A 16,688-nucleotide genomic window follows, 5' to 3' on the forward strand; every position below is an offset into this window, starting at 1 on the left:
AAGTCCGCGTCCTTTCCCAGCTGCAGCCTGATGCATAAGTTCCATAATCTATCTTATGCGACTTTCATATGTGGCTGCTGCTTCCATTAGCGGCGTGCCAATATACGCCCTGCTGACTGAGATGCAGGCCGGCGGCTCTGATTGCTTGGCGGGAGGAACGTGACGAAGCAGTGGCGAAATGAGTTGGCGTGGTCTTCATTTCTCAAGGGATGGCGCCTTTCGCAAAGGCCTCGACTTCCTGCTCGACCGGCCCGCGCCGGGATAACGAACAGGAGCGTCATCCCGAAAAGCTTTCCAGGAGGCCGCTGAAGGCTGCTGCGATTGCAACAAGATGGAAGACGCCAAGGGCCAGCCATCTGGAGCCGCCGGCGCCCGCAACAAATGCCCCATAGGCAGGAAACTGCAGCGCAGCCAATCCGATGGAAAGGCTGGTGATCGTTGTGTTGGTCAAAAGCGTTGCCAGCATGGGGACCGGATAGAGAAGTCGCGCCAGCACATAGTCGCCATGCCCGACCCCGGCCGAATAGAGCGCCAGGAAAAAGGCGACCGGCGTGACGCCGAGGCCGACAAGGAACCCTGCCCGCGAGGAGAATTTTGGCGACGTCATCTGGCCATGGCCATGGCGGCCGGTGGGTCGCCGCCGGGTGGCAGTGGTACGGGAGCGTATCCGGAATAGTCGGCGCGCAGGCGTGCCAGTCCGTTCGAACAGGACCGGAGCGCATCCTCCAGCATGAACATGTTCGCGAGCGGCATTGTCGCTTTGACAACGACGACCACGCCGCTGATTTCCCGACTCCGGATCAGGCCCCGGCGGCTGTGCAGTTCGGCGATGATTTTGTCGACATAGGCCGCCGACGTGTTCACCTCGACTTGCATGATCGGCTCGAAGAGCTGCACGCCCAGCTTGGGAGCGGCTTCACGGAAGCAGGCTCGGCCGGCGATCTCGAAAGTCAGGGGCGAGGAATCAGTATCGTGATACGCGCCGTCGATCAGCGTTGCCTTCACGCCAAGCATCGGGAAGCCAGCAAACGGGCCTGAAGACAGAATGTTCCGCAGCCCCTTTTCGACGCCCGCAACATATTCGTTCGGAAGCGCACCGTCGGCGACCTTGGACCCGAAGACGAAGTCCCAGCTACCGCCATTCGGCTCGAACGCAATCTTGACGCGGGCGAACTGACCCGTACCACCGGACTGCTTATTGTGCGTGTAGTCCTGCTCGTGCTTACGGGTGATCGTCTCGCGATACGCTACCTTGGGCGCGCCGACATTCACCTCAATGCGAGACTCGCGGCGCAGGTGGTCGATGACTATGTCGAGGTGGAGTTCGTCCCTGCCGGCGACGATCGTCTGGCCCGATTCCGCATCCTGCTTGACGTGCAACCAGGGATCCTCGTCCGCCAGCTTCGACAAGGCAGTAGCTAGCTTCTCCTGATCCGCCCGCGACTTCGGCTCGATCGCGATTTGCAGCAGAGGCCAGGGCGCGGCAGACTTTTCTATCATGACGCCATGGTTGCAGATCGATCCGATGATCGCAACGGAGGGGTCTACGCCCGGCCGGCCGCCCTGCCCGTCCCTTTCGCTTCCTGACTGTGGACGCGCGCCAGGAAATCGCGCACCAGCGGAAGTGCCTCATCGAAATGCGTTTCGAGCAACCAGTGGCCGGCGCCATCGATCAGATGAAGCTCCGCTTCCCGCAAATCGCGCTGGTAGGCATGCGCCGATTGTGCCGGCATGTAACCATCCTCGGGGCCCCAGACGATGAGCGTTTGCGGTTGGTGCTCGCGCAGATAGCTCTGATAGCGCGGGAACCAGCCGAGGTTCGCCTCCAGCTTCTCCATCAGGCCGACCGCGAGCCGCCGGCGGATCGGCGTGTCCATCAAAGGCCAGTGGAGTTTCCAAAGATCGGGAGGCACGCGCTCGGCTACAGCGTAATCCACCTCTCCGACAAACTCGTGCCGGAAGCCCTCCTCGCTTACCGCCTCTTCCAACGGCCGGTGCTTTTCGGGCGTCTTTTCCTTCCAATAGGCTTTTATCCCAGCGTATTTCGGCCCGAGAACATCCTGGTATATATCGCCGTTCTGGATGATGAGTGCCGCGATGCGCTCGGGATGTGCGATGGCGTGGCGCAGTCCGATCTGAGAGCCATAATCGTGCAGCCAGAGCGCATAGCGCGACGTGCCGAGCGCATCGGCGAAAGCTGTCAGAAACCCGGCATAGGCATCGAAATCATAGCCAAAGTCCGACATTTCGGGCGTGCCGCTGTAGCCAAAGCCGGGAAAGTCCGGCGCGAATGTATGCCAGCGATCGGCAAGTGCCGGCATCAACCGTCGGAATTGATAGGACGAGCACGGATAGCCGTGCGGCAGGAGAAGGACGGGAGCATCAGGCGGGCCGTCTTCGCGATAGAAGATGCTGTTTCCGTCAATGTCGATCCGGCGATGTTGCAATTATACCTCCTTGCTCAAAGCTTGCCCGCCACTTTGTTTACGGCGCTCGGGCAAGAAGGTTCCCTTGAAGTCAGGGCGTGACGGCTTCCGGCTCTCCATTGCCCGACAGGATCTGCAGCGTTCCGCGCGTGGCGTTGCGGAACGCATCGTCGAAACTGACGCCACGTACCTGCCAGCGATACTCATTATCCTTGAAGCTGAGCCGCCAGTCGCCGACCCAGCCCAGCGCTTCCTGGCGCCATACCAAAGTGCCGGCAAGCAGGGCGTCCCCATCCAGCGTGTTGGCCACGTCGGCGAGCGCGACGTCGGACGGCCGAGGCAACTCCAGCGGCAAACCGGTCCGGTGCGCCGCGTCCGCCAGCGCAACGCGCATATCCGCCGCAAGCTCGCCGCCGCCATCGCGCACCAGCGTGAAGCCGTCGCCTTTCATCGGCCTTACATCCAGCAGTGCGACCATTTTTGGCCGCGGCACCGCCCACGGTTTGCGCCCGAGCGACGCCAGCAAGGCATCGATCTTGTCCGGGTCGAAATCGGCGGTGATGTAATGCGGCCGGTCGTGGGTGCCCTGCTCGTCATGCGGCGGGCGGTTGTTGAGCAGGTCGCGGTAGCCGACACCAGTGACATAGTCGGCCGCGTGCCGGCTCATGTCCGCAACACGCGGGTCGCCGATCAGCCGCGGGTCGCCGGAAACCTTGACCAGCACCTCTTCAAGGCACGGCGCCAGGCCCCAGGCCCGGTTCTCCTCGCCAGTGCCGCTGGTCACCGATTGCGCGCGGTAGAGGCTGGCGCGGTCGATGTCGGCGGCAGCGACCGGAAAGACAATCAGCACAGCCAGCGCCGCTGCCACAAAGCCCAATTTCAAGCATCCAGGCACCCGCCGACCCTCCCGAACGGTCCGGAACATCCGTTGGAGCCATACTCCTGATCATCAGGGAATTTCAAGGTACCGCCCATCAAGGCGTATCGCCGACGATGCGCCGGTGTACGCCGTCCAGGCTCTCGGTGAGCGCCTCGAACATGTTTCGCGCCGTGAGTTCGCGAAGAACCTGTTCGTTGATGCCGCCGCGCGTCGCATAGTCCTGCGCCAGATGCATGAAGTCGGCATCCGGCGACATATCAGGAGCGCATCCCAAGGCTTTGAAAAGCGAGGCGATGTAATCGCGCCCCTTCCCTTCCTCCACGCCATTCCTCTTGAGCCAGCTGTTAATCGTATCGAGATATCTAAAGTAGCTGGCATAGGTTGCGGTGGCCACGCTCAACGCGTTGAATTCGGCTGGGTTCTCGACCTCGATCACTTTCCCCAGATTGCCGAACAAGGCAGCGACAGTGGCATCCGGCGGGCAGATGATCGTTGCCCCCAGCCGGTGGGCGATCATCGGCATGGGCAGCGCTTTCGTCACCTGGTGCGCGGGTGCGGTCAAGCGGGCAATCTCCTCGCGCGGCAGCGTGGCGATCAAGCTGATGAGGTGATGCTCGCGCCGAAACCGCAAACCCGGCAGGACGTCATGCGCAATTTGCGGCCGGACAGCCAGCATGACCAGGTCGCATTGATCGAGAACCGCCTGATTGTCATCAGCGATACGCACATCCGGATAACGGGCTGCCAGCTCTGCGGCGATCTCTTCATTGCGCGGCGACAGCAGCACGGAGACGGAGTTATCCGCGACGGATTTGAGCCCGCTGACAATGGCCGCTGTAAGGGCACCCGTGCCGATGAAGCCAAGTTTCATCGCGCCTGTCTCTGGTTCATCGGTCACAGCGGCGCATGCTCGAGCCGTACCTGATAGCTCAGCACGCGCTTTTCACCGGGCGCGATCAGCATCACGCCCGGCTTGTCCGCGAACTCGCCATCGAAATCCACGGGGCTGGCAAGCCCGTGCCAGGGTTCGATGCACAGGAACGGAGCGCCGCCCGGCTTCGACCAGATGCCCAATTCCTTAAAACCCTGCCACGACATCTCGATCGCCGCACCGTTCGCGGCGGCATAGCGCACGCTGGTGCTGGCCGGCCGGTCGAGGATCACGGCGTCTGCCTCGAACAGCTGTTCGGAAAGCGCCAGCGTTTTGCCTTCGATAGGCGTCGGCCGCGGTGCAGCCAGCACCAGGCCATCCTTCAGCCGGCGGATCGGCGCCGGCTCGTCCTGGGCAAAGGTCAGGTGGTAGTCTGTCTTGGCGAGCCCCGGCTGCAATGGCCAATTGAAAGCCGGATGTGCACCGATGGAGGCTGGCAGCGTCTCGTCGCCGGTGTTGGCAATCTCGAAGCTCACACCAAGTTCGCGACGCTCGAGGGTGTAGGTGATGGCAAGGCGAAAGGCGAACGGATAGCGCGTGCGTGTATCGGCATCGTCGGTCAACACCAGCGTGCAGGATCGGGGGCTCGCGTCAGCCCACACAAATGGCTTGTCGCGGGCAAATCCGTGCTGCGTCAGGGGATAGACCCGGCCCCGATGGCGAAGCTGGTCCCCCTTCAGCCGGCCGACGATCGGAAACAGCACCGGCGAATGCCGCCGCCATTCCGGCCCGGCCTGCCACAAAAACTCCAGACCCTCGGCATTGCGCAAGGAGACGAGCTCGGCCCCCTGCCCGACAATGGTTGCCGAGATGCCGTCGCCCTGAAGCGTCACTTGTTCCATGCGTTCTCGCGGAAAGCTGCGTGCGAGCGGCAGGTTAGCAAAAGCCCGCATGGACTCAAGGGCGCAGCGACATCGCGCTGATAGAGGAGCAATGTCTCCACGCCAAAACGACAGTGGCCGGAGATTCTCCTCCGGCCACTGCGAGATCGAGATTGTTGCCTTGCTACGGTTCGACTATTCGCGTTCGCCGGTGAAGTTCAGCAGCAGCTGGAAGATGTTGACGAAGTTCAGGTAGAGCGACAGCGCGCCGAAGACGGCGAGCTTCTGCTGCGATTCCGCGTCGAAATTCTCAGCATACTGTTCCTTGATCGTCTGCGTGTCCCAGGCGGTCAGGCCAACGAACACCGCGATGCCGATCACCGAAATGGCGAACTGCAGCGCGGTCGAGCCGAGGAAGATGTTGACGACGCTGGCGATCACCACGCCGATCAGACCCATGATCAGGAACGACGAGAACTGGGTCAGGTCGCGCTTGGTCGTGTAGCCGTAGAGGCTGGTGGCGCCGAACATGGTGGCGGTGATGAAGAAGGTGCGCGCGATGCTGGTGCCGGTGAAGACCAGGAACACCGAAGCCAGCGACAGGCCCATCACCGCGCAGAAGGCCCAGAACATCAACTGGGCGCTCGCCGCCGACATCGTCTGCATCTTGAACGAAAACAACAGCACGAAGGCGAGCGGCGCCAGCATCACCACCCATTTCAGCGGGCTGGAAAAGATCGGCACGTAGAGGGCCGGCGTCGAGGACACCACCATGGCAACGATGCCGGTGACGACGAGGCCGATGCCCATATAATTGTAGACGCGCAGCATGTGGCTGCGCAGGCCCTCGTCATAGACGGCGCCGGCGCGCGCGCCAGTGCCCATGCGGTATCCGAGGTCAGGGGTATTCATTGCGGGTTCTCCTTATGTGGTCTCAGTAAAGCGTCTTGATCAGTAAAGTGTCCTGATCAGTAAAGTGTCTTGGCAAGCGTCTCGGCGGTGCGGTCGAGGTCGTGGACATCGCTGCGCGCGACGACCGCGTACGCGACCTCGCCGATCTGGAAATAGGCAGAGGAGATGTCGCCGGAGGGCGCGATGGCAGGCTTGACCACGTCGAAGGTTCCGGGCCGGATCGCAAACAGCGAGACCAGCCCCATATCCTTCGTCTCCAGCGCCACCTCGACGCTCGGCCCGAAGCGCGACGGATAGATCTGGACGTCGCGGACCTTCCAGTCCTTGGGCAGCGATGGCATGACGATTGCGGTGGCGGCGCGGATTTCGTCGCCATTGTAGTTGGGCGCCTCCAGCTGCGAGGGCATCGCCTCGCGCATGAGCGTCGTCTTGTGCGCCCGGATCGCTTCTTCGACATAGGCGGGCGGCGGCGGCGAAGCCACGACCTTGGTCACCAGCAGCGGCCCGAAGAGGCCGTTCGCCAGCCAGCCGGCAGCGACAAAGACGGCGACTGCGGCCGCCCGCTGCAGCACGGCGAAGACGCGGCGACTGGCCAGCCCCCTGCCCAGCCGGCGCGCGACTTCAGTCGTCGCCGGCCGCGCCATGCCTGTGGAAGCAGCCAGCGCCAGGCGCAGTTCGTCGCGCGTCCTCAAGTCGGACATCACCCGCGCCGCAGCCTCCGGACGAGCCGACAGGAACGCCTCGACCTCGATGCGGCGCGCGACATCCAGCTGGTCGTCGACATAGGCGTCGAGATCGGTATCGGTCACCGGGTCCCGCAACAGGTCGGTCATGATGGGTCTCCCACGATCCTCAGATGGCTTTTGGCCGGCGAAGGTGCAGCGTTTTCCATCTCGCGCAGTGCTGCGCGCGCCCTGCCGATACGCGACATCAGCGTGCCCAGCGGCACCCCGCTGGCGTCGGCGGCCTGCTGGTAGGAAAGGCCCTCGATGGCGACCAGATGCAGCGCCGAACGCTGCTCCTCCGGCAGACTGAAAAAGGCCTCGCGCACCTGCGCCAGTCGCACGGAATGTTCCTGCGGCGCCGGCGTGCTGGCATCGGTGAGATAGCCGGCCTGCTCGACACGCGCTGATTCCGACCGGCGCGAGCGCATCTTGTCGATGAAAGCGTTGTGGACGATCGACAGCAACCATGCCCGCAGATTGCCGCCCGAGCGGAATGTGTCGCGCCGCTCGTAGGCGCGCACCAGCGCATCGTGCACCAGATCCTCGGCGTCAGTGCCGTCGCGCGTCAGCGAGCGTGCGTAGCGCCTGAGCGAACCCAGCTGTCCGACAATATCGAAGCGTGGCATCGACCGTTTCATGCCCCGTTTACGAAACAGGCGGGGATCTTAATCCATCGCCACCAAAACTTTTTTGCGTCGCCACAATAGGCATCATGCAATCAGAAGTCCGCTGCGCACTTACCCATCTCCCGTGCGGCAGATGTTTGCTTTATGGATGAAGTCTAGCCTTATCCGTCTGTCCCAGGAGCAAAAGATGGCCAATGGTAGTCGTGTAACGGGTTTTGCAGCGTTGCCGATCGTCGGCAGGGTGTTCATCATCTTTGGCATTGTCGGACTGATCGCTTCCGGCGTGCTGGCCATCGTCGAGATGTACGGCCCTCGTACCGCTTCGGCGACAGGCAGGATTGTCGCCGCCGAATACAATCCCCGCATCGAGTTCTCGACCGCCGACGGCACCGTCATCCGCTTCAACAATGCCGTCCACAGCTCGTTCTGGGGTGATGGCGACAGCGTCCCTGTCGCTTACGACCCAACCAATCCGCAAAATGCCTCCGTCGACAGCTTCGCCGGACGCTGGTTCCTTGCCGGGCTGGCCGGCATGCTCGGCGGTTTCTCCCTGCTGACCGGCATCGGTCTCGCCGTGATTGGACGGGTGCTTATCCGGCGGATTGGAATGAACCCGTCGCCATAGCCGCCGACCCCTGCCGTACAGACAAAGCTTGGCGTAACGGTCCAGTACGCTAGCGGACTGGCGCAGATGGAAGCACTGGCGAAACGCGGCCGCTTTGCGTATTACTCCGCCGCCATTGGAGCCGTATTGATGTTCGAGACCCTGCAACCTGCCCCGGCTGACAAGATCATCGCCTTGATCGGCCTCTATCGCGCCGATCCGCGCCCCGGCAAGATCGATCTCGGCGTCGGCGTCTACAAGGACCGCGACGGCAGGACGCCGGTCATGCGCGCCCTGCGCGAGGCCGAGAAGCGGTTGCTGCAGGACCAGGACACCAAGACCTATCTCGGCCTTGCCGGCGACACCGGCTTCAACACGGCGATGGTCAAGCTGGCCTTCGGCCCCGCTGCCGACATGACGCGCATCCGCGCCGCGCAAGCGCCTGGCGGTTCCGGCGCGCTGCGGCTGGTGGCGGAGCTGTTGAAGCGGACCCGCCCCGACTCAACCGTCTGGCTGTCGGACCCGACATGGCCGAACCACCCGCCGGTGATGCGCGGCGCCGGCCTCAAGGTGCGCGATTATCCCTATTTCGATGCCGTTTCCGGCGCGGTGCGCTTCGACGAGATGCTGGCAACGCTTGGCGCAGCCGAGCCCGGCGATATCGTGCTGCTGCATGGCTGCTGCCATAACCCGACCGGCGCCAATCTCGATATCGCGCAATGGGCCAGCGTCACCGATCTTGTCGTCGAGCGCGGGCTGTTGCCCTTTGTCGACATTGCCTATCAGGGCTTTGGCGAAGGCCTGGACGCCGATGCGGCCGGCTTGCGCCTTCTCGCGGGCAAGGTGCCTGAAATGGTCGTTGCCTCGAGCTGCTCGAAGAACTTTGCCGTCTACCGCGACCGCGTCGGCGCGGCGATGATCCTGGCGAAGGATGGTGCGCAAGCCGATGTGGCGATGAGCCAGATGCTGGCGGCGGCGCGCGCCATGTATTCGATGCCGCCGGACCATGGCGCCGCCGCCGTGCGCATGGTGCTGGAAGATGATGGCCTTCGCGCCGACTGGGAGGCGGAGCTGGAGGAGATGCGGCTGCGCATGCTGAGGCTGCGCGTCCAGTTCGCCGACGCGCTGCGCCGGCAGTCCAACTCCGACCGCTTCGACTTCATCGCCAGCCATCGCGGCATGTTTTCCAGGCTTGGCCTGACCGAGGCGCAAGTCGAGCGGCTGCGTGCCGAGTATGGCGTCTACATGGTCGGCGACAGCCGCATCAACGTCGCCGGCCTGCCCGAGGACGGCATGGATGACCTCGCCAAGGCGGTTGTGTCGGTACTCGGCTGAAGCTCGCTGTGGACAATCTCCCCTCTCCGGCTGACGCCGTTGGCCGCACGACAGGCAGCGGGATAGCATTCGCCGCATGAAACCTTCGCGCGACATTTCCCGGCTGATCGAGATCATGGCGGCGCTCAGGGCGCCGAAGACCGGTTGTCCCTGGGACATCGAGCAGGATTTCTCGACCATCGCGCCCTATACGATCGAGGAAGCCTATGAGGTGGCCGACGCCATTGCGCGCGGCGATCTCGACGATCTGCGCGACGAATTAGGCGATCTCCTGCTGCAGGTCGTCTACCACGCGCAGATGGCTGAGGAAGCCGGCGATTTTGCCTTCGGTGATGTGGTCGAGGCCATCACCACCAAGATGATCCGGCGCCATCCGCATGTCTTCGGCGACGAGAAGGCGCGCAACGCCGGCATGGCAAAGGGCATGTGGGAAAAGATCAAGGCTGAGGAAAAAGCCGAAAAGCGAAGTGCGCGCCTCGCCCGCGGCCTCGACCCCGAAGACCATGGCAAGGGTTTCCTGGACAGCGTGCCCGTCGCCCTGCCCGCTTTGACTCGTGCGCTGAAGCTGCAGGAAAAGGCAGCGCGTGTCGGTTTCGACTGGAGCGAGGCAGCACCCATCCTCGACAAGATCGAGGAAGAGATCGGCGAGCTGCGCGAGGCACTGGCTAAGGGCGAAACGGCTGAGATCAAGGACGAATTCGGCGACATGCTGTTTGCCGTCGTCAATCTGGGGCGTCACCTCAAGCTCGATTCGGAAGCGGCGCTTAGCGGCACCAACGAAAAGTTCCGCTCGCGCTTCCACTATGTCGAGCGCGCGATCGATGCATCGGGAAGCACGCTCGAAAAAGCCACGCTGGACGAGATGGAAGTGCTCTGGCAGCAGGCCAAGGGCGTGAAATAATCAGGCTTACTGCCTGTTTTTGCGGTGCAATCGGCTTTCGATCTCTTGCCGGGCGGTGTGCGTGGCCTTGAGTGCGATGGTCGCGCTGCCATCCTCATTGTCTACCCGCGAAACGACGTCGCCATTGCGGTATAGCCAGTCGACAAGGCCGAACTGCGGCGGTTCGATCGTCACCGTCAATTCCTCGAGTTCGCCCGACATCCTGGTCTCGATCAGCGCCTTCAGCGCATCGATGCCTTCGCCGGTGACCGCCGAGATGGCGATCGGCGGCGCCTTGTTGGCGTCAGTGCCGTCGGCGAGCAGGCGCTCCCGGTTGCCGTCGTCGAGAAGGTCGACCTTGTTCCACACCTCGATGACCCGGTTCGCATCGCCAGCGTCGACACCGAGATCGGCAAGGATGCGCTCGACGTCCTCGGCCTGGGCGGCCGTATCCGGATCTGAGATATCACGCAAATGGATGACCAGATCGGCCTCGACGACCTCTTCCAGCGTGGCGCGGAAGGCGGCGACCAGATGCGTCGGCAGGTCCGAAATGAAGCCGACTGTGTCCGACAGGATGATCGGCGTGCCGTGCGGCAGGCGCACGCGGCGCAGCGTCGGGTCGAGCGTTGCAAACAGCATGTCTTCGGCCAGCACGTCGGCCCCGGTCAGCCGGTTGAACAGCGTCGACTTTCCGGCATTGGTGTAGCCGACAATCGCCACCACCGGGAACGGCACCTTCTTGCGCTTGGCGCGGTGCAGGTCGCGGGTGCGGCGCACCGTTTCCAGCTCATGCTTGAGCTTGATGATTTTTTCCTGCAGCTGCCGCCGGTCCGACTCGATCTGGGTTTCGCCGGGGCCGCCGAGGAAGCCGGCTCCGCCGCGCTGGCGTTCAAGGTGGGTCCAGCTCCGCACCAGACGGCCCTTCTGGTAGTTGAGATGGGCAAGTTCGACCTGCAGCGTGCCCTCCTTGGTCCGCGCGCGCTCGCCAAAAATCTCCAGGATCAATCCGGTGCGGTCGAGCACCTTGGCATTCATTTCTTTTTCGAGATTGCGCTGCTGCACCGGCGTCAGCGGATGGTCGACGATGACCACCTCCGCGTGACCCTCTTTGACGATCTCGGCGAATTCCGCGACCTTGCCGCTGCCGAGCAAGGTTGCCGGGCGTGGATCGTTGACGGTGACCACCGCCGTGTGGATCAGATCCAGGTTGATGGCGCGGGCAAGGCCGACCGCTTCGTCGTGGCGCGCATCCGCCGAACGCGTCAGCCGTGGACGGTTCGTTTCGTCATCGTTGCGCTGATGCCGGGTAAGCACCGGCACAATGACAACCGCCCGGGTCGGACCTGTGGCTTCCGTCCCGGAATTATGTGCTGGTTTCCCGCGGACGCCGCGGTCCGCGTCTTTTTCACGTGCCAATCAGGCGCCCTGGCTTTCCTCGCCATCGAACATCTGAACCGGCTGGCTCGGCATGATCGTGGAAATGGCATGCTTGTAGACGAGCTGGGAGTGGCCGTCACGGCGCAGCAGAACACAAAAATTGTCGAAGGAAGTGACCACGCCGGTCAGCTTGACGCCGTTGATGAGAAAGATGGTGAGTGGATTTTTGCTCTTGCGAACAGAATTCAGGAACAGGTCCTGAAGGTTTTGCGATCGTTCCGCCATTGTTCTTGTCTTTCGCCGATCCCCTTCGGTTTGCAGGCTAATGCGCCAAATTAGCGGGCACATGTCAAGCTTGCAAACACCCCCTTGCCGTCAGTAACGACAAGCAGAACGAGATATATTGATGTGCAGTCCGTCTGTGCGGTTATCAGGCTGGACTTTTTTCCGCAACGTCAAAAAAGGCTTGCCGCAATGAAAGTGTTATCGAACCGGGGTGCCCATTGGCGACCGCGGCACCGTCGATTGCCACGACCGGCATGGCGATTGTCGTTGCCGAACTGATGAAAGCTTCTCGCGCAGCCTTGGCTTCAGTGACTGAAAAACCGCGCTCCTCGATCGTCAACCCGAGCTTTGCCGCCACTTCGAACATGGTCGTGCGGGTGATGCCGCGCAGGATGCCATGCTCCGCCGGCCGGGTGACCAGAACGCCGTCCCTTGTAACGATCCAGGCGTTGGACGAGCCGCCCTCCTTGACGTTGCCATCGGTGTCGACGAACCAGGCCTCCTGGGCGCCGGCCTCCTTGGCCTTCTGCTTGGCCAGTACGTTGGGCAGCAGGCCGGTGCTCTTGATGTCGACCCGGTCCCAACGGTTTTCCGGCACGGTGATGACCTTGATGCCCGCCTCGGCTCGCTTGGCGGCCGCCGCCGGGTCGGCCTTTCTGGCCGTAATCACTAGCGATGACGGTGTATCGGCGGGGAAAACGAAGTCGCGGCTGGCAACACCGCGCGTAACCTGGACATAGACCAGGCCGTTGACGACGTGGTTGCGCCGGACGATTTCGCGCAGAAGAAGCGGCAGCACACCCTTGGTGACCGGCCAGTCGATCGACAATTCGCTAAGGGAGCGGCTCAGCCGGGCAAGATGGCGCGGCATGTCGACGATAAAGCCCTGCGCCACCTCGCAGACCTCGTAGACGCCGTCGGCGAATTGATAGCCGCGATCCTCGATATGCACGGCAGCGTCGGCATGGGCGACATAGCGCCCGTTCACATAGGTAATGCGCGGCATGGGTGATCCCTCAGAAAAGTCCCGGTTTTTCTATGCGATTCCGCCGCTGCCGTAACCGGCAATTGAATGGGCCACAGCCCGCTGGACCAACAACAACGGGGGTCAGACCCCCAGCGACTTCAGTTTCCGGTGCAGCGCCGAGCGCTCCATGCCGATGAATTCGGCCGTCTTCGAGATGTTGCCGCCGAAACGGTTGATCTGGGCGATCAGATAGTCCTTCTCGAACTGTTCGCGCGCCTCGCGCAGCGGCAGCGCCATGATGTGCTGGTCGGACTGGTTCGGCGTGCGCGGCATGACATCGCCGATCTCCGACGGCAACAGGTCGGCGGTGATCGGCGCATCGATATCGTCGCCACGCGCCAGGATCATCAGCCGTTCGACATTGTTGCGCAGCTGGCGGACATTGCCCGGCCAGTTGTGCGCCTGCAGCACGGCAAGCGCATCGTCGCCGATGCGGCGCGGCTTGATGCCGGCCTGGCGAGCGATCTGCTTCATGAAATTGTCGACGAGATAGGGAATGTCCTCTCGCCGCTCGGCCAGGCCCGGCACCATGACCGGAACCACCGCCAGGCGGTGATAGAGGTCTTCGCGAAAACGGCCGTCGGCGATCATCGCCTCCAGGTTCTGCGAGGTCGAGGAGATGATGCGGACGTCGACCTTGACCCGCTTGGTGCCGCCGACCCGCTCGAACTGCTGTTCGACCAGCACGCGCAAAATCTTGTTCTGCGTCTCGCGCGGCATGTCGGCCACTTCGTCGATGTAGAGAATGCCGCGGTGCGCCTCTTCAAGCGCGCCGACCTTGCGCTCAGTGCCGTTCGATTCGGTACCGAACAGCTCGATCTCCATGCGCTCGGGCGTGATGTTGGCCGCGCTCAGCGTCACGAAGGGCGCGCCCTTGCGCGTCGACAGCGTGTGGATGGCGCGCGCGGCGAGCTCCTTGCCCGAGCCGGACGGACCGATGATCATGACGCGGCTGTTGGTCGGCGCCACGCGCTCGATGGTCTGGCGCAGCTGGCTCATCGCCGACGACATGCCGATCAGGTCGAAGGTTTCGCCGCTGCGCTGCTTGAGGTCGGACACCTCGCGCCGCAATTTCGAGGTTTCGAGCGCCCGCTCGGCGATCAGGATCAGCCTGTCGGCCTTGAACGGCTTCTCGATGAAATCATAGGCGCCGCGGCGGATGGCCGACACCGCTGTCTCGATATTGCCGTGGCCGGAGATCATCACCACCGGCAGGCTCGGATGCATCGTCTTGATCTCGTCGAGCAGCGCCAGCCCGTCGAGGCGCGAGCCCTGCAACCAGATGTCGAGGAAAATCAGCCGCGGCGCCCGGTCGGCGATTGCCGCGAGCGCGCTGTCGGCATCGAATGCCGTGCGGGTTTCATGCCCTTCGTCGCTCAATATGCCCGCGACGAGTTCACGGATGTCTTCCTCGTCATCGACGATGAGAATATCAGACGCCATTACCGACCTTTTCAGTTTCTCGTTCGTGTTCCGTTTCGCCTTGACCGCGTGGCGGCGCGGTTGCGGCAGCTGGCGGCAGGATGATCGAGATCATCGCGCCGCGTCCACCGTGGAAATCCGCGGGCGCATCGTGCAATTCGAGCCGCCCGCCATGGTCCTCCACGATCTTCTTGACGATGGCGAGACCGAGCCCGGTGCCCTTCTCGCGCGTCGTCATGTAGGGCTCGAGCAGCCTTTGGCGGTTCTCGCGCGGCAAGCCTTTGCCATTGTCGATGACGTCGATTCTGATCGCGCCATTCTGCCGGGCAGCTTGAATCCGGATTATGCCGTGCGAACCGTCCTTTTGTTCCAGCCCGTCAATCGCCTCGGCCGCGTTCTTGATGACGTTGCCGAAAGCCTGCGCCATCAATCGGCTATCGAACGTGCCCTTGAGCGGTTCGTTGCCGAACACGCGTTCGAAAGCAATGTCGGCGCGGCTGACTTCGACCAGGAACGACGCCTCGCGCAGCGATTCACGCAGATCGATGGCTTTCATCTCGGGCTTGGGCATGCGGGCGAAAGCCGAGAACTCGTCGACCATGCGGCCGATATCCTCGACCTGCCGGATGATCGTGTCGGTGCACTGGTCGAAAATCTCGCGGTCCTCGGTGATGACCTTGCCGAAGCGTCGCTTGATGCGCTCGGCCGAGAGCTGGATCGGCGTCAGCGGGTTCTTGATTTCATGTGCGATACGCCGCGCCACATCCGCCCAGGCCGACGAGCGCTGTGCCTGGACGAGATCGGTGATGTCGTCGACCGTCACGACGTAGGATTTCTCCTCCTCGCCGTCGTCGCCGGCCTCGATGGTGATCTGCACGTTGAAGGTACGCTCGGCGCCGGTGCGATAGAAGGTGACCTGCTCGCGATAGACCGGCTTGCCGGATTTGCGGCCGATCTCGAAGACACGCCCGACATGCGGTAGCACGGCGGACAGGTTCTGCCCCAGCGCCGCCGTGGCCGATATGGCCAGCATCGTTTCGGCCGATTTGTTGACGATGGAGACGATGCCGTAGGGATCGACGCCGATGACGCCGGCGGTGACGCCGGCCAGCACCGCTTCCGAGAAACGACGCCGTTCGTCGATCAAATCCTTGGCCGACAGGATCTCGTTGCGCTGCGATTTAAGCTCCAGCAGCATCTTGTTGAACGTATCGCCAAGCGAGGCGACATCGCCGTCGGAAGGCCGTACCGGAACGGCGACATCGAGATTGCCGGTCGCAACCTCGTCAGCCGCGCCGATGAGTTGACGGATGGGCCGCACCAGACGGTCGGCCACCGCTATGCCGGTCCAGATGGCCGACAGGATGATGATCAGCGTCAGTGACAGATAGGGCAGCGCGAACGCCACCTGCGACGTCCGCCTGTTGTCTTCCAGGCCGCGATATTCGGCGGTGTTGGACTGGACGATCGCCCTCGCCTTGATCACTTCGGGGTCGACCAGGCGATTGGTGTAGAGGTAGAGGCCTTCGATCTCCCGCAGCTTGATGATGGCGCCCATGATGTTGCGCGTCTTCGGCTCGATCAGCACCGGTTTGCCGTCGGCCGCGGCGCTGACCGCGCCCTCCGGCGGTGGCGGCATAGAGAAATCCGCATCGGTCTTCGCGCTCATGACAAAGGAGCCGTCTTCCCTGACCAGCGCCGCATGCACCAGGCTCCTGCCCACGGCTTCCTTGTTCATCAGGTCGAGAAAGCCGGTTCGATCGAGGCCGTAAAGCGTGCGCGAGGCGTCGAGATCATAGGCCATCGACAGCGTCGTGCCCTGAAGATTACGAGCGTTTTCCTGCACATAGGCGTCGGCGATCGACAGCGACGAGTTGACGATCGCCTTGGTGCGGATTTCGAACCAGCGGTCGAGGCCGATATCGAGCGTGATCGAGGCAATGATGGCCACCATGATGGCGGGGATGGCCGCGACCAGCGCAAACATCGTCACGATGCGCACATGCAGCCGTGACGCCGCCTTGCCGTGCCGGCGCGCCATGGTGATGCGATGCACCTCGCGGCCGACCAGAGCAATCAGCGCCAGCACAAATAAGGCATTGGCCGCAATCAGCGTCAGCGTTGTGTTTGCGTCTGGCGTGATCGGCGTGGCGCCGACAAGAATCGCAAACGAGATTGCCGCCGTAACCAGCGCGCCGGCAATTGCCACAACGCCAGGCAACGCAAGCAGCCGCCGTCCATCCCTCTGGCCGGGTCTGCTGAAAAGCGGTTCGTTTGATGTGAGAGCTTGCGAAGCCATGTCGCCGTCTAAGAGCCAGTGATTGCGTTGGATGTATGCAACGCATTGTGGCGATTATGCAACAAGTGTGGCCGTGACGGAAATCTTTCGGCCGCCGATCCCCTGAAAAGGGGATGACGTCGCGTCACTTCGGGC

Annotated in this window: 16 protein-coding genes and 1 pseudogene; 3 read left to right on the forward strand and 14 right to left on the reverse strand. The window is 62.8% G+C overall.

The annotated features are described in order from the left end of the window. Positions 1 to 277: 277 nt before the first annotated feature. From NKJ80_RS08690 to NKJ80_RS08730, 9 genes and pseudogenes are all read right to left on the reverse strand, one after another. Positions 278 to 607, reverse strand: coding sequence for a hypothetical protein (locus NKJ80_RS08690; protein ID WP_352497441.1), 330 nt, complete (start codon positions 605 to 607; stop codon positions 278 to 280). Next, positions 604 to 1,503: pseudogene (locus tag NKJ80_RS08695) on the reverse strand (translation factor GTPase family protein); the annotation flags it as partial. The pseudogene NKJ80_RS08695 and the gene NKJ80_RS08690, both read right to left, overlap by 4 nt. A gap of 41 nt (positions 1,504 to 1,544) precedes the next feature. After that, positions 1,545 to 2,447 (reverse strand): alpha/beta fold hydrolase, encoded by a 903-nt coding sequence (locus tag NKJ80_RS08700; RefSeq protein ID WP_023668941.1) that lies wholly within the window; start codon positions 2,445 to 2,447, stop codon positions 1,545 to 1,547. A gap of 70 nt (positions 2,448 to 2,517) precedes the next feature. Next, the gene (locus tag NKJ80_RS08705; protein ID WP_352497507.1) at positions 2,518 to 3,294 is read right to left on the reverse strand and encodes a DUF8605 domain-containing protein; all 777 of its coding nucleotides are present in this window, start codon (positions 3,292 to 3,294) and stop codon (positions 2,518 to 2,520) included. A 106-nt stretch (positions 3,295 to 3,400) separates the two neighbouring features. Continuing rightward, entirely contained in the window at positions 3,401 to 4,177 is a 777-nt protein-coding gene (locus tag NKJ80_RS08710; RefSeq protein WP_023668939.1) for a pyrroline-5-carboxylate reductase, read from the reverse strand. Between the two features lie 23 nt (positions 4,178 to 4,200). Continuing rightward, on the reverse strand, positions 4,201 to 5,079 hold the full coding sequence (locus NKJ80_RS08715; RefSeq protein ID WP_023668938.1) for an aldose 1-epimerase family protein: 879 nt from the start codon (positions 5,077 to 5,079) through the stop codon (positions 4,201 to 4,203). 174 nt (positions 5,080 to 5,253) lie between these two features. Next, positions 5,254 to 5,970, reverse strand: a complete 717-nt coding sequence (locus NKJ80_RS08720; protein WP_023668937.1) for a Bax inhibitor-1/YccA family protein — start codon at positions 5,968 to 5,970, stop codon at positions 5,254 to 5,256. Positions 5,971 to 6,026: 56 nt separating this feature from the next. Further along, on the reverse strand, positions 6,027 to 6,803 hold the full coding sequence (locus NKJ80_RS08725) for an anti-sigma factor family protein (RefSeq protein WP_352497442.1): 777 nt from the start codon (positions 6,801 to 6,803) through the stop codon (positions 6,027 to 6,029). Further along, positions 6,800 to 7,333 (reverse strand): sigma-70 family RNA polymerase sigma factor, encoded by a 534-nt coding sequence (locus NKJ80_RS08730; protein WP_023668935.1) that lies wholly within the window; start codon positions 7,331 to 7,333, stop codon positions 6,800 to 6,802. Before NKJ80_RS08730 ends, NKJ80_RS08725 begins: the two co-directional genes overlap by 4 nt. Positions 7,334 to 7,508: 175 nt before the next feature. Here NKJ80_RS08730 and NKJ80_RS08735 point away from each other — a divergent pair, with 175 nt between their 5' ends. The 3 genes from NKJ80_RS08735 to mazG all read left to right on the forward strand — a co-directional run bounded on the left by NKJ80_RS08735 (position 7,509) and on the right by mazG (position 10,161). Next, the gene (locus tag NKJ80_RS08735; protein ID WP_023706554.1) at positions 7,509 to 7,946 is read left to right on the forward strand and encodes a DUF3592 domain-containing protein; all 438 of its coding nucleotides are present in this window, start codon (positions 7,509 to 7,511) and stop codon (positions 7,944 to 7,946) included. 129 nt (positions 7,947 to 8,075) lie between these two features. Beyond that, the gene (locus NKJ80_RS08740) at positions 8,076 to 9,260 is read left to right on the forward strand and encodes an amino acid aminotransferase (protein WP_352497443.1); all 1,185 of its coding nucleotides are present in this window, start codon (positions 8,076 to 8,078) and stop codon (positions 9,258 to 9,260) included. A 76-nt stretch (positions 9,261 to 9,336) separates the two neighbouring features. Beyond that, positions 9,337 to 10,161 carry a nucleoside triphosphate pyrophosphohydrolase gene (mazG, locus tag NKJ80_RS08745; RefSeq protein ID WP_023691283.1) on the forward strand — a complete coding sequence of 275 codons (825 nt, stop codon included), beginning with the start codon at positions 9,337 to 9,339 and terminating at the stop codon, positions 10,159 to 10,161. A 6-nt stretch (positions 10,162 to 10,167) separates the two neighbouring features. Here the strand turns inward: mazG and hflX are convergent, their stop codons facing one another. The 5 genes from hflX to NKJ80_RS08770 all read right to left on the reverse strand — a co-directional run bounded on the left by hflX (position 10,168) and on the right by NKJ80_RS08770 (position 16,553). Beyond that, a complete protein-coding gene (gene hflX / locus NKJ80_RS08750) occupies positions 10,168 to 11,559 on the reverse strand; it encodes a GTPase HflX (RefSeq protein WP_023708495.1) in 1,392 nt (463 codons plus the stop codon). Further along, positions 11,560 to 11,805, reverse strand: coding sequence for an RNA chaperone Hfq (gene hfq / locus NKJ80_RS08755; RefSeq protein ID WP_006202172.1), 246 nt, complete (start codon positions 11,803 to 11,805; stop codon positions 11,560 to 11,562). A gap of 145 nt (positions 11,806 to 11,950) precedes the next feature. Then, entirely contained in the window at positions 11,951 to 12,811 is an 861-nt protein-coding gene (locus NKJ80_RS08760; RefSeq protein ID WP_023701734.1) for a D-amino-acid transaminase, read from the reverse strand. 102 nt (positions 12,812 to 12,913) lie between these two features. Beyond that, complete coding sequence (ntrX, locus tag NKJ80_RS08765) at positions 12,914 to 14,275, reverse strand: nitrogen assimilation response regulator NtrX (protein ID WP_023668929.1); 1,362 nt, start codon at positions 14,273 to 14,275, stop codon at positions 12,914 to 12,916. Further along, positions 14,265 to 16,553, reverse strand: a complete 2,289-nt coding sequence (locus NKJ80_RS08770; protein ID WP_023668928.1) for a sensor histidine kinase NtrY-like — start codon at positions 16,551 to 16,553, stop codon at positions 14,265 to 14,267. The genes ntrX and NKJ80_RS08770 overlap by 11 nt, the downstream gene beginning before the upstream one ends. Between the last annotated feature and the right edge of the window lie 135 nt (positions 16,554 to 16,688).

The sequence above is a fragment of the Mesorhizobium sp. M0030 genome, from assembly GCF_040323695.1.
Classification (GTDB): domain Bacteria; phylum Pseudomonadota; class Alphaproteobacteria; order Rhizobiales; family Rhizobiaceae; genus Mesorhizobium.

What these genes read in the sequence shown, in the direction of transcription:
- NKJ80_RS08760 (WP_023701734.1), bottom strand. Translation starts at nt 12,811, where the DNA reads ATGCCGCGCATTACCTATGTGAACGGGCGCTATGTCGCCCATGCCGAC.
- NKJ80_RS08710 (WP_023668939.1), bottom strand. Translation starts at nt 4,177, where the DNA reads ATGAAACTTGGCTTCATCGGCACGGGTGCCCTTACAGCGGCCATTGTC.
- NKJ80_RS08725 (WP_352497442.1), bottom strand. Translation starts at nt 6,803, where the DNA reads ATGACCGACCTGTTGCGGGACCCGGTGACCGATACCGATCTCGACGCC.
- NKJ80_RS08715 (WP_023668938.1), bottom strand. Translation starts at nt 5,079, where the DNA reads ATGGAACAAGTGACGCTTCAGGGCGACGGCATCTCGGCAACCATTGTC.
- mazG (WP_023691283.1), top strand. Translation starts at nt 9,337, where the DNA reads ATGAAACCTTCGCGCGACATTTCCCGGCTGATCGAGATCATGGCGGCG.
- NKJ80_RS08740 (WP_352497443.1), top strand. Translation starts at nt 8,076, where the DNA reads ATGTTCGAGACCCTGCAACCTGCCCCGGCTGACAAGATCATCGCCTTG.
- NKJ80_RS08770 (WP_023668928.1), bottom strand. Translation starts at nt 16,553, where the DNA reads ATGGCTTCGCAAGCTCTCACATCAAACGAACCGCTTTTCAGCAGACCC.
- NKJ80_RS08720 (WP_023668937.1), bottom strand. Translation starts at nt 5,970, where the DNA reads ATGAATACCCCTGACCTCGGATACCGCATGGGCACTGGCGCGCGCGCC.
- hfq (WP_006202172.1), bottom strand. Translation starts at nt 11,805, where the DNA reads ATGGCGGAACGATCGCAAAACCTTCAGGACCTGTTCCTGAATTCTGTT.
- NKJ80_RS08690 (WP_352497441.1), bottom strand. Translation starts at nt 607, where the DNA reads ATGACGTCGCCAAAATTCTCCTCGCGGGCAGGGTTCCTTGTCGGCCTC.
- ntrX (WP_023668929.1), bottom strand. Translation starts at nt 14,275, where the DNA reads ATGGCGTCTGATATTCTCATCGTCGATGACGAGGAAGACATCCGTGAA.
- NKJ80_RS08735 (WP_023706554.1), top strand. Translation starts at nt 7,509, where the DNA reads ATGGCCAATGGTAGTCGTGTAACGGGTTTTGCAGCGTTGCCGATCGTC.
- NKJ80_RS08730 (WP_023668935.1), bottom strand. Translation starts at nt 7,333, where the DNA reads ATGAAACGGTCGATGCCACGCTTCGATATTGTCGGACAGCTGGGTTCG.